Origin of the sequence: Lentzea aerocolonigenes, from assembly GCF_000974445.1 — a bacterium.
Lineage (GTDB): Bacteria > Actinomycetota > Actinomycetes > Mycobacteriales > Pseudonocardiaceae > Lentzea > Lentzea aerocolonigenes.
The window spans coordinates 180,270-195,078 of record NZ_BBOJ01000004.1 but is presented as its reverse complement, the minus strand read 5'-3'; the positions used below and the strand labels follow the sequence as shown (position 1 = coordinate 195,078).

Here is a 14,809-nt window from a genome sequence, read left to right as displayed (position 1 = left end):
GGGCCCGCGTACCACATCGTGAGCGGAGGTCTCACCCATCGGAAATACCACTAGGGTTGGTCGCATGACGTCGGTGGTCGAGCGGCTCCAAGGGGAGTCACCCAAGTTCTCGGTGGAGTTCCTGCCACCGCGGGACGCCGAGGACGAGAAGATCCTCTGGAAGGCGGTCCGCGAACTGGAGGGCCTCGACCCGGCGTTCGTGTCGATCACCTACGGCGCCGGCGGGTCGCGGCGGGACCGCACGATCCGCGCCACCGGCCGCATCGCGCAGGAGACGACGCTGCTGCCGGTCGCGCACCTGACCGCCGTCGACCACTCGGTGGCCGAGCTGCGCAACGTGATCGGCTGGTACGCGGCGATCGGCGTGCGCAACGTCCTCGCGCTGCGCGGCGACCCACCGGGCGACCCGATGGGCGAGTGGGTCGCGCACCCGGAAGGCCTCAACTACGCCGACGAGCTGGTGCGGCTGGTCCGCGAGCTCGGCGACTTCTGCGTGGGCGTGGCGGCGTTCCCGTACGGGCACCCGCGCTCGGGCGACCTCGACACCGACCTGAAGTTCCTGCTGCGCAAGCTCAACGCGGGCGCGGACTACGCGGTGGCGCAGCTGTTCCACGAGCCTGAGCCGTTCCTGCGGATGCGCGACCGGGTGGCGGCCGCGGGCTGCTCCGCGGCGATCCTGCCCGGGATCATGCCGATGCTGTCCCCGCGCGGCCTGTCCAAGATCGTGGAGCTGTCCGGCGCCGACCTGCCGGTGGAGATCTCGCGCAGGCTGGAGCCGTACGCCGACGACGTCGCGGGGTTCCGCGCGACCGGCATCGACATCGCGACCGAGATGTGCCAGCGGTTGCTCGACGAGGGCGTGCCCGCGCTGCACTTCTACACGATGAACAGGGCGAAGGCGACGCGGGAAGTGCTGGGGCGCCTGGGTTTGGTGGCTCGCGCCTAGACGTTCACGTTCCGCTTGTGGGCGATGAGCGCGAGGACGACCACGATCAGCGCGGCACCGCCGGTGAGGCCGGCGACGAGCAGCGCCCAGCCCAGGAACGAACTGGAGTTCTCGCCCGCGTACTGCACGGTGGCCTGGAGCATCGACGCCTGACCGGGTTTCGGAGACCACGCGATGGTGTTGTTCTCCTCCTCGCGGCCGTTGGTGTTCACGATCTTGCCGGGGAAGCTCACCTTCACCTGGATGTCCGCGCGTTCCACGGGCACCTGCGTCAGGTCGACAGACCCCGAGAGCGTGACAAGATCACCCGACCGGCGGAAGTTCATGCTGTACCGGCTGTTCGACGAGCTCGTCGCCATCGACAGCGTGCGCATCTCGTCGAACGACAGACCGTTGAAGAACAACTGCGTGCCCGCGTACGACTCCACGCGGTACGGCTTGGTGGTAACGCGGCTCGCGAGCTCCGCCGGAACCTTGAGCTGGGGGCCGGGATCGTTGTCCTGCGTGGGCGGCGTGGCCGCGACGATCTCACCCGAGATGCGGTCGTCGTCCGACACGGCCATGGCCGCGTACACGCGAACGCACCCGCTCAGCGAAAACAGGGTGAGCAGCAGGAAGACCGGCACCAGCAGTGCCCGGGATCGACGCACGGCGGACATCCTGCCAGCACGACCCAAACGACGCAGTTCCCCTCCGTTGGTCGTGAGCTTGACTAACTACCTTTTGGCGTCGAGGGGCGCGAGGTAGCGTCTCGGCACATGCCATCCGTGCACGACATCAGCAACAAGTTCGTCAGCGACTACGTGGCGCTGGACCCGATCACCGCCACCAGCCTGGGCTTCGCGGGGTCCGATGACCAGCTGACGGACCTCTCGCCGGAAGGGCACGCGGCGCGCGACGAACTCGCCGTCCGCGCGCTCGCCGACATCGCGGCGGCCCAACCGGCGGATGCCTCGGAAGAAGCGGCGCGAGCCGTTTTCCTGGAACGAACGGGTCTCGAGCACGAGCTCTACGAAGCCGGCGTCACCGAGTCCTCCCTCAACGTCATCGCGAGCCCGATCCAGTCCGTGCGCGACATCTTCGACCAGATGCCGGCCGACACGCCGGAACAGTGGGCCACGATCGGACGTCGTCTCTCGGCCGTGCCCGCCGCTCTGGACGGACTGCGCGCCTCTCTCTCGCACGCTGCTTCGCGCGGACAGGTCTCGGCGCTGCGCCAGGTGACCAAGGTGGCCGAGCAGTGCGACGTGTGGGCGTCGACGTTCTTCACCTCGTTCGTCGCGTCGGCCGACGTCGACGGCTCGGTGCGATCGACGCTCGACGCCGGTGCCGCCGCCGCGTCGTCCGCCTACGCCGACTTCGCTTCGTTCCTGCGCACGTCACTGGCCCCGAAGGCGCCGGAGAAGGACGCCGTCGGCGAGGAGCGGTACCGCCTCGGTTCGCGTTACTTCACCGGGTCGCGGCTCGACCTGGCCGAGGCCTACGCGTGGGGCTGGGAGGAGTTCCTCGGCATCGAGGCCGAGATGAAGGAGGTCGCGGCGCGGCTGAAGCCCGGTGCGTCGCTGGCGGAGACCGCGGCGTTCCTCGACGAGCACCCGCGCTACCAGGTCCACGGCCAGGACGGCTTGAGGGCGTGGATGCAGGAACTGTCCGACAAGGCCCTGCTCGACCTGCGCGACGTGCACTTCGACCTGCCCGACGCGCTGATGAACCTCGAGTGCAGGATCGCACCGCCCGGCGGCGGCGTCGGCGCCTACTACACGCCGCCGACGGCCGACTTCTCCCGTCCCGGCCGCATGTGGTGGTCGATCGCCGAGGGCAAGACGGTGTTCCCGACGTGGCGCGAGACGTCGACCGTCTACCACGAGGGCGTGCCGGGTCACCATCTCCAGTGCGCGACGGCGGTATATCAGTCGGCGACGCTGAACGACTTCCAGCGCCTCATGTGCTGGGTGTCGGGCCACGGCGAGGGCTGGGCGCTGTACTCGGAACGCCTCATGCGCGAGCTCGGCTACCTCGACGACGACGGCGACCTGCTCGGCATGCTGGACGCGCACCTGTTCCGCGCGGCTCGCGTGATCATCGACATCGGCATGCACCTGGAGCTCGAGATCCCCGCTGGCACCGGCTTCCACCCCGGTGAGCGCTGGACCCCCGAGCTCGGTCTGGAGTTCATGCTGACCCGGACGCTGTCGGAGCCCGCCCACGTCCGCGACGAGATCGACCGCTACCTCGGCTGGCCGGGCCAGGCACCGGCGTACAAGATCGGCGAGCGCCTGTGGCTGGCCGCCCGTGAGGACGCGCGGGCCCGCAAGGGCGCCGACTTCGACCTCAAGCGGTTCCACAAGGACGCCCTCGAAATGGGCTCGATGGGCCTCGACACGCTGCGGGACCGTCTCGCCGCACTCTGACGCAACGCTCTGACCTGCGATAACCCACCCTTATGCAAAAGACGTTTGCGGTCGTCCGCAAACGTCTTTTGCATAACCGATATATCGGATACTGGTTAGAGGATGCGCTGGATGAGGTGGGTGAGCCTGAAAAGCGGCCGAACATGAGCCGGCGGACAGGGCGTAGAACGCGAGCACGGGTGCCCAGAATCCCAAGACGGAGCGTTGCCCTCAGGGTGTCAAGACGTCCGTCCACGTTGCGAGGCAGAACAGCCGGGCCGGCAGCGCGATGGCGCCGGTCGCCAAGTCGATCACCAGCGCGAACACTCCCGGTACGACGACTTGAGTGGGCGGAAGCGCTACTACGAGGAAGGAACACCGCGCTGGCGACCCGTTACCAAGTGCGGATCTCCGGATAACTGATATATCGGATATCAGCTCGGGTCGGCCCACCGCACGCGAACGCGGTTCGTGATCGGCTCCGGGTCGTCCGTTTGCACGAACTCGAGCCACGGTCCCGGCTCCGGCCGCACCGACGCGAACCCGTCACCGCTGCGCACCACCGGGTGCCCGGTCGCCTGAGCCGACGCCAGCGGATCACGGGAGTCGACGACCACGGCCGCGATCACGCCGGTGTACTCGGGCCGCGGCTCCAGCACGCAGAACTCGTTGCCCTGCGGATCGCGCAGCACCACCCACGGCACGTCTCGCTGCCCTACGTCGGCGTGCTCGGCGCCGAGCTTCAGCGCCCTCGCCACGATGTCCGCCTGGTGTTCCGGTGATGTCGACGCCAGGTCGATGTGCACCCGGTTCTTCTCGATCTTCGGGGCGTCGCTCCACACGAACGTCAGCTCGATCTCATCACCGGCGAACTCGGACCAGAACGCGGCCAGGGCGGAGGGATCGGCTGCGTCGAACGTGATTTCCACGCGTGCGAGGGTACTGTCTCGCGGGTGGCGAAGCTGGTGCTCGGACCGCTCCTCAGACATGTCAACGACTCGTCGGCGACCGTGTGGGTCGAGACGGACTCCCCGTGCGACGTCACGATCGCCGGGCACACAGCGCGAACGTTCCAGGTCGGCGCCCAGCACTTCGCGCTCGTCCTGCTGGAGAACCTCGGTCCCCGCACCGAGTACGACGTCCGGCTGGACGGGGAAACCGCCTGGCCACAAGTCGGCAGCGACTTCCCCAAGCCGGTCATCCGCACCGGCGACGTGCGCCGGATCGCGTTCGGGTCCTGCCGCGCCGCACCTCACCAGCCCGTTGGCCCCGACGCTCTCGACGCGTTCGCGCAACGGCTCATGACCGCACCCGAAGAGGAATGGCCGCAGGCGCTGATCCTGTTGGGAGACCAGGTCTACGCCGACGAACCCACCGAGGCCACCAAGCAGTGGCTGTCAGATCACCGGGGCGAGCACCGGCGCGGCACCGGGGAGCCCGACGGCGAGGTCGTGCACTTCGCCGAGTACGCCCGCCTCTACCACGAGACCTGGGGCGACCCGGAGATCCGCTGGCTGCTGTCGGTCGTGCCCACGTCGATGATCTTCGACGACCACGACGTGCGCGACGACTGGAACACGTCCGCCGTGTGGCGCAAGGAGATGGCGAGCAAACCCTGGTGGCGCGACAGGATCCGCGGTGCCATCTCCTCGTACTGGGTGTACCAGCACCTCGGCAACCTCGGACCGGACGAGCTCGCCCAGGATCCCTTGTACGCCAAGGTGAAGGCACACGGCGCGGATGTGCTGCCGCTGCTGGAGGAGTTCGCCGAGGAGGCGGACAAGGAGGCGGCGGGCCGCAAGTCCACGTGGTGGAGCTACCGCCGCGACTTCGGGCGCGCCCGGCTGCTGATGGTCGACACGCGCAGTGGCCGCATTCTCGAAGACGACAAGCGGCAGATGGTCAGCGACGAGGAGTTCGACTGGATCGAACGCAACTCCGAAGGGGACTTCGACCACCTGCTGATCGGCTCGTCGCTGCCGTGGTTGATGCCGCACGCGCTCAGCCACTTCCAGTCCCTCAACGAGATCGGCGCGCGCAAGCCCGGCTGGCAGGGCCGGGCCGCGGAGAAGATCAGGCAGGCGCTCGACCTCGAGCACTGGCCGGCGTTCCGCGAGTCGTTCGACCGGCTCTCCCGCATGATCGAGAAAGCCGCGAACAACGGCTCCGCCACGGTGTGCGTGCTTTCCGGCGACGTTCACCACAGCTATGTCGCCGAGGCTGAGTTCCTCAGGCCCACCAAGGCTTTGGTGACGCAGCTGGTGTGCTCGCCCGTGCACAACGAGCCGCCCAAGGTGTTCGAACCGGCGTTCCGGCTGTCGTGGTCCCGCGCCGCCGCGTGGGTCTTCCGCCGCCTCGCGACGCTGGCCGGGGTGCCGGACGACCTGATGCGCTGGCGCAAGATCAGCGGCCCGCACTTCGGGAACTCCGTGGCGCTGCTGGACCTCGACGGCCGCCGCGCCCGCTACCGCCTGCTGTCGGCAACGGGTGCGGAAACCGCCTCGGTGCTACTTGGTCGCGAGCCGCAGTAACGCCCACAGCTGCGCGATGGCGTCGTGATCGCCGACCACCTCGACCATCCGGTCGGGCAGCCGTCCCCACAACCAGCGGTACATCGTCATCGGACCGGCGGTCACCTGTGCATCGGCGACGTGGGCGTCCTCCGGGGCGACGACGCGCCACGCCGACGCGCCGTGAGGGCCGCAACGCGTGAGCCACACGTGGTCCTGGACCTGGACGGCGACGAGGCTCTCACGCGAACCCCGGACCCCGAGCACGTCCAGCTTGTGCCCCAGCCACAACGCGAGCACCTCGTCGACGCCGTCGATCGCGACCTCGTCGGCGACCGCGCCGACCTCGATGCCCGCCGCGCCCTGGACGTCCATGCGGTGCACCGTGGTCTCGTGCGCGAGCCGCCGCCGCCAGAACCCGTAGTTCTGCTGGTCGGGCCACCACGTCGCGCACGGTTCGTTCGCGTCGTGCGCGCTGAGCACCTCGAGCGCGGCCTCCGCGCCCGAACGCATGAACTCCAGCGGGTCTTCTCCCTCTTCCGGGTGGTCCTGCCATTCGCCGGCCTGGGGTTCGCGGCCGAGCCTGATCCACTCCAGCGTCCTGCGGTAGCCGCTGCCGACGTGCCGCACGGTCTCCCCGAGGTTGAGCCCAGGACAGGCGGGCACGCCCTTGTGCGGCGGCTGACCGAACGCGGACATGGCGAGCTTTTCTGCCTCACGACGCAGGATGTCGAGCGAGTTCACCGCCTCGCCTCGTCCATCGTGCGGCCGACGAGCGTGACGAACTGATCGGTCTGACGCACCAGATCGTCTGCCGTGCGCGCGTTGACGTGTCTGGTGATGCCGGCGAGCACTGCGGCGCGCGTGGACGACCACGACGCGAAGAACGTGGCCCACTCGCTCATCTCCGGCGCGATCGAAGCGAGCAGCACCCAGGCGCTGGTCGGCTTCGAACGTCCGCGATGGGGCCGTCCGCGCAACGCGAGCACCGCGGCGGCAGCACGCAAAGCGGCGAGGTAGGCGGTGGCGAACCGCTCCGGAGGCTCAGGCGTGCGTTCGGACTCGGCGAGCGAGTCGCGAGCCTGCTGCAGCAGCGCGAGCGCGGATGCGGGTGGCAACGGGATGGGGAAGTCGATGGCAGTCATCTCGGCCTCCTCGTGGCGTCGGTGAACGACGTCTCCGCCGAGGGGAAGCCGGCGGCTCTCGGAGGTGGGGTGCTTCCCCCACCCCACCTCCGAGGCATGGTGCGACTCGAACACATGTTCGAGTCCCTCTCAGCGTAGCTCCCTGCCGATGGATTCCTCAACCCGCCCCACCACGTGGGCGCCAGTCGTGGTCTGATGGTGATGTGAGTGCGCTCGAACACCCCGGAATCCGCAAGGTCGCGGACGCCCTGCCACCCGCCACCGCCGAACGCATCGTCGTGCTGCCGGACGCCGTGCGGACCGCGGCGGCCGCTGCGGAAGCCGTGGGAGTGCAGGTCGGCGCGATCGCGAACAGCCTGCTCTTCGCGGCGGTGCGCGACGGCGCGGCGGCTCCGCTGCTGGTGCTGACCTCGGGTGCGCACCGGGCGGACACGTCACTGGTCGCCGAGCTCGTGGGCGCGGACGCGGTGAAGCGCGCCGACCCCGAGTTCGTCCGCGAGCACACGGGCCAGGTGATCGGCGGTGTGTCGCCGGTCGGGCATCCCGCGCCGATCGAGACCGTGGTGGACGAGGCGCTGTCCGGTTACCCGGAGATCTGGGCGGCCGCGGGACATCCGCACGCCGTCTACCCCACGACCTTCGCGGACCTGGTGGCACTGACGGGCGGACGCGTGGCGGTGGTGTCGTCGTGACCGCCTCGCCGCGCCTGGAGCGCATCGTCGAGATGACCGCCGCGGAGCTCAACGTGCGACTGGGCGAGGCGCTCGCGCTGTACGTGACCGCGATGAACTACCCGCCCGGCACCGTCGAGCAGCGCGCCCCGATGTGGCTCGCGCACATGATGCGCGAAGACTGGCGTTGCGTGGTCGCGCTGGGGGAGCAGGACGAGCTCGTCGGCATCGGCTACGGCTACCGCGGCGCCGCCGGTCAGTGGTGGCACGAACAGGTGCGGCGCGGGCTGATGGCCGTCGCGCCGCCCACCGTCGTCGAGGACTGGCTCACCGACTACTTCGAGCTCACCGAACTGCACGTGTTGCCGCGAGCCCAAGGCCGCGGCCTCGGTGAGGACCTCTTGCGCCGGCTGATGGAAGGCGTGTCGTCGTCGCGCGTGCTGCTGTCCACGCCCGAAGGCCCCAGCAAGGCGTGGAAGCTGTACCGCCGCGTCGGTTTCGTCGACGTGCTGCGGCACTACCAGTTCACCGGCGATCCGCGGCCGTTCGCCGTGCTCGGACGCACGCTCCCCGTCTGACGCCCGGAAGCTCCAACACCCAGAACCCCTGAGTCCCAGGTCGCGCGACGCGGCCTGGGACTTCTTGTTGCGTTCATCGAAGCCCGGCCCTACCCTCACCAATATGCAATATATTGGATATGGGTCACTGAAGGAGCGGGCGGCGGCCGAGATCCGATCGGCGATCGTGCGCGGCGACCTGGAACCGGGCACCGCGATCAAGGACGTCGAACTGGCGGAGAAGCTCGGTCTCTCCCGCACCCCGGTGCGCGAGGCGCTCGCGACGCTGACCGACGAGGGCCTCGTCGAGACCAAGCCGCACGCCTACACCCGTGTCACCGCGCTGGAGTCGGAGCCAGTGCGCGACGCTCTCGTCGTCGTGCAGTCGATGCACTCCCTCGCCACCGGCACTGTCGTCCAGCGGAAGTCGTTGACGGCCGAGGACTTCGCCGCGATGCGCGCCGCGAACAAGGCCTTCAAGAAGGCGCTCGACGCCAACGACGCCGAAGCCGCGCTGGCCGCGGACGACGAGTTCCACGCGGTCGCCGTCCACCGCTGCGACAACTTCGCGATCACCGCCACCATCGACCGCTTCACCCCGCTGATCCGCAGGGCGGAGCACAGCCGCTTCTCCTCGCCCAACGCCCGCCACTCCGTCACCCAGCACCAGCAGATCATCGAGGCGTGCGAGCAGGGTGACCACGCTCTGGCCATGACGTTGGTCGACGAGAACTGGAGCACCCTGGAGGACGAACTGTGAACAGATTCCCGCTTCTTTTCGGCCCCTCGCCGGTCCACCGCCTGGACCGCCTGACGACCCACCTCGGCGGCGCCGCGGTCTGGGCGAAGCGCGAGGACTGCAACTCCGGTCTCGCCTACGGCGGCAACAAGACCCGCAAGCTCGAGTACCTCGTCGCCGACGCGCTGGCCACCGGCTGCGACACGCTGGTGTCGATCGGCGGCATCCAGTCCAACCACACCCGCCAGGTCGCGGCGGCCGCGGCACGTGCCGGCCTGAAAGCCGTGCTGGTGCAGGAGAGCTGGGTCGACTGGACCGACGTCGGCAGCGACCGGGTCGGCAACATCCTGCTCAGCCGCATGATGGGAGCCGACGTCCGCCTGGTGAACGCCGAGTTCGGCATCGGCGTCAAACCCGCCTGGGAACAGGCGATCGAGGAGGTCCGCGCGGGCGGCGGCAAGCCCTACCCGATCCCCGCCGGCGCCTCCGACCACCCGCTGGGCGGCATGGGCTTCGCGACGTGGGCCGACGAGGTCCGCCAGCAGGAGGCCCAGCTCGGCGTCTTCTTCGACACCATCATCGTCTGCTCGGTCACCGGCAGCACCCAGGCCGGCATGGTCGCCGGTTTCGCAGACGACCCCAACCGCCGTGTGCTGGGCATCGACGCCTCGGCCAAGCCCGCCGAGACCCGCGACCAGATCACCCGCATCGCGCACAACACGGCGAAACTGCGCGAGGTCACGGTGTCCGAAGAGGACATCCTCCTCGACGACCGGTTCCACGCGGGCACCTACGGCATCGCCGACGAGTCCACGGTGGACGCCATGCGTCTCGGCGCCAGTCTCGAAGGCATGATCACCGACCCGGTCTACGAGGGCAAGTCCCTCGCGGGCCTCATCCACCTGGTGTCGTCCGGAGAGATCGACCGTGACTCCACGGTCCTCTACGCCCACCTCGGTGGCCAGCCCGCGCTGAACGCCTACAGCTCCCTGTTCCCCGCCTAGCCTCGGCGAGACCCAGGCGGAGGCGGTCGACCTGCTGTCCGGCGAGCGGCGTGGTTCGCGGTCGGTTGCGCGACCGCCGTCCGTCGAGTGACGGGAGTTCGGCGGCGGGGCTGGTAGAGCGTGCGTGCTCAGGCCGGGTTCCGGTCTTGGCACAGGCAGTGGTTGCGGGGTGCGGGGTTCCGCCGTCGGCCAAGGCGCTCGCGTCCGTGCAGGTGCACCACTCCCTGCGCACAGGCGGTGTGCGCAGTGGTCGGCGGCGAGGCGCGGGACCGGTTCGGGGCTCAGGCCCGCAAGCGCAGACCCTTTGGCGTGGCACGGAATCCCGCCTCCTGGAGCACTGTCGCGAGGTGTGAGGTCAGCGCGACCTCGCCGTCGGCTCGCTGGACCGCGAGCTGGCCCAGCCAGCCGTCGCGGACTGCGCGGCTCAGGGCGTTCGCGGCGGTGCGCAGGGTCGGGTCGTCGTCGGTGAACGACAGCAGCGATTTGCCTCCTCTCTCCACGTAGAGCGCCGGGACACCGTCGACCAGCACCGCCAGCGCGCCGGCTTTGCGGGCCGGGCGGTGCTTGCCCTCGCCCAACGGGTCCGGCCACGCCAGCGCGGCTCCGTACGGCTGGGCGGGGTCGGCCGCGGCGAGGACCACGGCGTCCTGGTCGGACTGTGAGGGCTGACCGGGTGGGCGTGACAGCGCACGCAGGCGGTCCACCGCGCCCCGTGCCGCGAACTGGGCGGCACCCAGGCCCTCGACGACGTAGCCGCGGATGACCTGGCCCGACTCCTCCATCGCCCGCAACACCTTGTAGACGCCGCTGAACCCGCCGGTCACGCGTTCGGTGTCGAGAGCGCCGCGGGTCAGCACGCCGTGGCGTTCCAGGAAAGCCTCGGCGCGGGCGTGCGCGCGGCGGGTCGGGTCCTCCGCCGGTCGCACCGCCAGCGACCAGCGACCCGCCGCCGTCGGCGGGCCCGTGCGGGAAGGCATGTCCGGACGAGCCGCGCGCAGACGGGCGTAACGGCCCCGTGGCGCGCTGCGGCGAGGTTTGTGCGCCGCACCGCCGCCGGACACCAGCGCGCGCAACGGTCCCAACGTGTCGTTCGTGATCAGACCCGCCCACACCAGATCCCACAGCGTGCCGACGACCTCGGCGTCCGTGCACTCCACGGACAGCGAGACCCGGTCGACCACCTGGCGGAAGAACAGCGCCCCGCCGGACAGGGCCTCCAGGACCGCGGTGTGCAGCGGTGACTCCGGAATCGACTCCGGCACCAGGTCGGGCAGCAGCAGATCGGCCACGTCGGTCGGGGCGAGCGCGATCCAGCCGTCGCCACCGGCCAGCGCGCCGCACCCCGTCCAGGTCACCTCGCCGGACGCGGTCAGCTCGTCCAGCAGCGCCGGGTAGTACCCCGGCAGTCTCGACGGGAACAGCAGAGATTCGAGCGCACTGGCCGGAAGTGGCGCCCCCGCGAGCTGTTCCACCACCGAGAACACGTCGTCGACCGTGGGAGCCGACCGCAGCCGGCGGCCCAGCCCGTGCCACTGCGGCAGGAAACGGCCCAGCGCCGCGGGTTCGACCGGCTCCACCTCGGACCGCAGCCGGGCCAGCGAGGCACGACGCAGGCGGCGCAGCACGTCCGCGTCGCAGTACTCGGTGTGCGTGCCGCCGGGACGGAGCTCGCCGCGCACCAGACGACCCGTGGCCGCCATGCGTTCCAGGACACCCGTCACCACGGCCACGCCCAGGCCGAAGCGAGCCGACGGCTCGGAAGCGGCGAACGGGCCGTGGGTGCGGGCGTAGCGGCTCAGCAGGTCGCCCAGCGGATCCGCCACCGGTTCGGTGAAGGCCTCCGGCACACCCACGGGGAGGGCGACACCGAGCGCGTCACGGACCCGGCCCGCGTCTTCGATCGCGATCGTGCGTTCCTCACCGGCGATCCGGACGCGGATCGCCCGGCGCTGAGCCACCAGCTCGTCCAGCCACTCGCGGGGCACACCGCGTTCGAGCGCCTCCGCGTCGGAGAGATCTCCCAGGAACCGCAACAGGTCCGCGGCGTCCTCGGCGTGCCGCGGCCGGCGGTCCTCCGACAGGCGTTGCAGGCTGCGTTCGACCTCGGCCACCACCTCCGGGTCGAGCAGCTCGCGGATCGCCTCGGACCCGAGCAGCTCCGCGAGCAGCGTCGAGTCCAGCGACAGCGCGGCCGCACGGCGTTCCGCCAGAGGAGCGTCCAGCTCGTAGAGGAACATGCCCACGTACCCGAAGAGCAGGCTGCGGGCGAACGGCGACGGTGACGGGGTCTCCACCTCGACCACGCGGACCCGGCGCGCGCGGACGTCCGACATCAGCTCGCGCAGGCCCGGCACGTCGTAGACGTCCTGCAGGCACTCGCGCATCGCTTCCAGCACCACCGGGAAGCGCTCGTACTTCGAGGCCACCGACAGCAGCTGCGCCGAGCGTTGCCGCTGCTGCCACAACGGGGTGCGCCGTTTCGGATCACGGCGGGGGAGCAGCAGCGAACGGGCGGCGCACTCGCGGAACCGGGCCGCGAACAAAGCCGAGCCACCCACCTCGGCCACCACGATCTGCTCGACCTCGTCGGGATCGAGCAGCACGTCCTCGGCGCCGGCCGTCACCTCCAGGCCCTCGTGGTCCAGCGCGTCCGGCAGCCGCAGGACGATGCCGTCGTCGGAGTGCGCCGCCTGCACCTCCACGCCACGGCGTTCCCGCAGCCGTGCGGCGATCGCCAACGCCCACGGCGCGTTGACCTGGGCACCGAACGGGGAGTGCACGACGAGCCGCCAGTCGCCGAGCTCGTCGCGGAACCGTTCCACCAGAACGGTTCTGTCGTTCGGGACGTGCCGCGTCGCCTCCCGCTGCTCGCCCAGGTACGCGAGCAGGTTGTCCGTCGCCCACTCGTCCAGCCCCGCCGACGCCGCCCGTTCCCGAGCAGCCGAGTCCTCCATCGTGGACACTTCGCGCAGGAACTTGCCCATCGCACGGCCGAGTTCGAGCGGACGGCCCGGCGCGTCGCCCTTCCAGAACGGCATCCGAGCGGGCTGACCCGGCGCCGGCACCACGATCACTCGATCGTGTGTGATGTCCTCGACCCGCCACGACGAGGTGCCCAGCAGGAACGTGTCGCCGACCCGCGACTCGTACACCATCTCCTCGTCGAGCTCGCCGACCCGGGAACCGGGGCCGTTTTCCGACGGCGGTGTCATCACGGCGAACAGCCCGCGGTCGGGGATCGTGCCGCCGGACGTGACCGCCAGCCGTTGCGATCCCGGACGCCCGCGCAGCTCGGAGTTCACCCGGTCCCACGTGATGCGCGGCCGCAGCTCGCCGAACTCCTCGGACGGGTACCGGCCCGACAGCATGTCCAGCACCGCGTGCAGCGCCGAGTCCGGCAGGCCCGCGAACGGCGCCGCCCGCCGCACCAGCGCCGTCAGCTCCTCGACCGTCCACGTCTCCATCGCCACCATCGCGACGACGTGCTGCGCCAGCACGTCCAGCGGGTTGCGAGGGAACCTCACGGCCTCGATCGCGCCGTTCTGCATCCGTTCCGCGACCACGGCGCACGACACCAGGTCGCCCCGGAACTTCGGGAACATCACGCCCCGCGACACCGCGCCCACCTGGTGCCCGGCGCGGCCGACGCGCTGCAGGCCCGAGGCGACCGACGGCGGCGCCTCCACCTGCACCACCAGGTCGACCGAGCCCATGTCGATGCCGAGCTCCAACGACGACGTCGCCACGACGCACGGCAGCCGCCCGGACTTCAGGTCTTCCTCCACCGCCGTGCGCTGCTCCCGCGACATCGACCCGTGGTGCGCACGGGCCACGGAAGCGGACTTCTGAACCGTGAGACCCGACTGACCGATCGCCTCGGCGGGGAAGGACTCCAGTTCCACAGCTTCTTCCGCGAGCTCGTTCAGGCGCGCGGTCAGCCGTTCCGCGAGCCGCCGCGAGTTCGCGAAGACGATCGTCGACCGGTGCGCCCGCACGAGCTCCAGCACCCGTGCCTCGACCGACGGCCAGATCGAGGTGCGTTGCTCGGCTCCGGCCGCCGAACCCGACACCTCACCCGTCGGCTGGCCGAGCGTCGCCATGTCCTCGACCGGCACCTCCACCTCGACCTGGATGGTCTTGGGGGTCTTCGGCTGCACCACCGACACCGGGCGGCCGCCGGAGAGGAACGTGCTGATCTCCTCGACCGGCCGCACGGTCGCCGACAGCCCGATCCGCTGCGCCGGCCGTTCCAGCAGCGCGTCCAGCCGTTCGAGCGACAACGCCATGTGCGCGCCGCGTTTGGTGCCCGCCACCGCGTGCACCTCGTCGACGATCACGGTCTCCACGCCGCGCAACGACTCGCGCGCCGACGACGTGAGCAGCAGGAACAACGACTCCGGCGTCGTCACCAGCACGTCGGGAGGTGTGCGGCCGAACGCCCGCCGCTCCTCCGGAGAGGTGTCGCCGGTGCGCATGCCGACGGTGATCGACGGCTCGGTGAGACCCAGCCGGTGTGCCGCCTGCCGAATTCCCGCGAGCGGCGCGCGAAGATTTCGTTCGACGTCCACCGCCAGCGCTTTCAACGGCGAGACGTAAAGCACTCTGCACCGTCGTTTCGGCTCCGCCGGCACCGGAGAAGAAGCCAGCCGGTCGAGCGCCCACAGGAACGCGGCCAGCGTCTTGCCCGAGCCCGTCGGGGCGATGACCAGCGCGTGTTCGCCCGCCGCCGCGGCCGCCCACGCACCTGTCTGCGCCTGGGTGGGCGCGGCGAAGGCCCCGGCGAACCACTGCTCGGTCGCCGGTGAGAATGCCTTCATCACGTCCATGGCGACCATCATGACAAGCGG

Annotated in this window: 12 protein-coding genes; 7 read left to right on the top strand and 5 right to left on the bottom strand. The window is 70.3% G+C overall.

Annotated elements, in window-relative coordinates:
* Window positions 1-64: 64 nt before the first annotated feature.
* Entirely contained in the window at window positions 65-946 is an 882-nt protein-coding gene (gene metF / locus AOM45_RS09205; protein WP_030464983.1) for a methylenetetrahydrofolate reductase [NAD(P)H], read from the top strand.
* Here the strand turns inward: metF and AOM45_RS09200 are convergent.
* Window positions 943-1,596: a DUF3153 domain-containing protein gene (locus AOM45_RS09200; RefSeq protein WP_081901814.1), complete on the bottom strand. Its 654-nt coding sequence runs from the start codon at window positions 1,594-1,596 to the stop codon at window positions 943-945. The genes metF and AOM45_RS09200 overlap by 4 nt on opposite strands.
* Before the next feature lie 108 nt (window positions 1,597-1,704).
* Between AOM45_RS09200 and AOM45_RS09195 the strand changes: the two genes are divergently transcribed.
* The gene (locus AOM45_RS09195) at window positions 1,705-3,357 is read left to right on the top strand and encodes a DUF885 domain-containing protein (protein WP_030464981.1); all 1,653 of its coding nucleotides are present in this window, start codon (window positions 1,705-1,707) and stop codon (window positions 3,355-3,357) included.
* Window positions 3,358-3,770: 413 nt separating this feature from the next.
* Here the strand turns inward: AOM45_RS09195 and AOM45_RS09190 are convergent, their stop codons facing one another.
* Window positions 3,771-4,265, bottom strand: a complete 495-nt coding sequence (locus tag AOM45_RS09190) for a VOC family protein (protein ID WP_051782714.1) — start codon at window positions 4,263-4,265, stop codon at window positions 3,771-3,773.
* 24 nt (window positions 4,266-4,289) lie between these two features.
* Here AOM45_RS09190 and AOM45_RS09185 point away from each other — a divergent pair, with 24 nt between their 5' ends.
* Entirely contained in the window at window positions 4,290-5,867 is a 1,578-nt protein-coding gene (locus tag AOM45_RS09185) for an alkaline phosphatase D family protein (protein ID WP_030464979.1), read from the top strand.
* Here the strand turns inward: AOM45_RS09185 and AOM45_RS09180 are convergent.
* Together AOM45_RS09180 and AOM45_RS09175 are read right to left on the bottom strand one after the other, a co-directional pair.
* Window positions 5,844-6,590, bottom strand: coding sequence for a maleylpyruvate isomerase N-terminal domain-containing protein (locus AOM45_RS09180; RefSeq protein WP_030464978.1), 747 nt, complete (start codon window positions 6,588-6,590; stop codon window positions 5,844-5,846). The two genes, AOM45_RS09185 and AOM45_RS09180, sit on opposite strands and share 24 nt — an antisense overlap.
* Window positions 6,587-6,991 carry an SAV_6107 family HEPN domain-containing protein gene (locus AOM45_RS09175; RefSeq protein ID WP_035908895.1) on the bottom strand — a complete coding sequence of 135 codons (405 nt, stop codon included), beginning with the start codon at window positions 6,989-6,991 and terminating at the stop codon, window positions 6,587-6,589. Before AOM45_RS09175 ends, AOM45_RS09180 begins: the two co-directional genes overlap by 4 nt.
* A gap of 203 nt (window positions 6,992-7,194) precedes the next feature.
* Between AOM45_RS09175 and AOM45_RS09170 the strand changes: the two genes are divergently transcribed.
* The 4 genes from AOM45_RS09170 to AOM45_RS09155 all read left to right on the top strand — a co-directional run bounded on the left by AOM45_RS09170 (window position 7,195) and on the right by AOM45_RS09155 (window position 9,962).
* Window positions 7,195-7,683: a YbaK/EbsC family protein gene (locus tag AOM45_RS09170; RefSeq protein ID WP_030464976.1), complete on the top strand. Its 489-nt coding sequence runs from the start codon at window positions 7,195-7,197 to the stop codon at window positions 7,681-7,683.
* Window positions 7,684-7,715: 32 nt separating this feature from the next.
* Window positions 7,716-8,240 carry a GNAT family N-acetyltransferase gene (locus AOM45_RS09165; RefSeq protein WP_051782750.1) on the top strand — a complete coding sequence of 175 codons (525 nt, stop codon included), beginning with the start codon at window positions 7,716-7,718 and terminating at the stop codon, window positions 8,238-8,240.
* Between the two features lie 103 nt (window positions 8,241-8,343).
* A complete protein-coding gene (locus tag AOM45_RS09160; RefSeq protein ID WP_030464974.1) occupies window positions 8,344-8,979 on the top strand; it encodes a GntR family transcriptional regulator in 636 nt (211 codons plus the stop codon).
* Window positions 8,976-9,962: a 1-aminocyclopropane-1-carboxylate deaminase gene (locus tag AOM45_RS09155; RefSeq protein WP_156093536.1), complete on the top strand. Its 987-nt coding sequence runs from the start codon at window positions 8,976-8,978 to the stop codon at window positions 9,960-9,962. The genes AOM45_RS09160 and AOM45_RS09155 overlap by 4 nt, the downstream gene beginning before the upstream one ends.
* 281 nt (window positions 9,963-10,243) lie before the next feature.
* Here the strand turns inward: AOM45_RS09155 and AOM45_RS09150 are convergent, their stop codons facing one another.
* On the bottom strand, window positions 10,244-14,788 hold the full coding sequence (locus AOM45_RS09150) for an ATP-dependent helicase (protein WP_035908840.1): 4,545 nt from the start codon (window positions 14,786-14,788) through the stop codon (window positions 10,244-10,246).
* Between the last annotated feature and the right edge of the window lie 21 nt (window positions 14,789-14,809).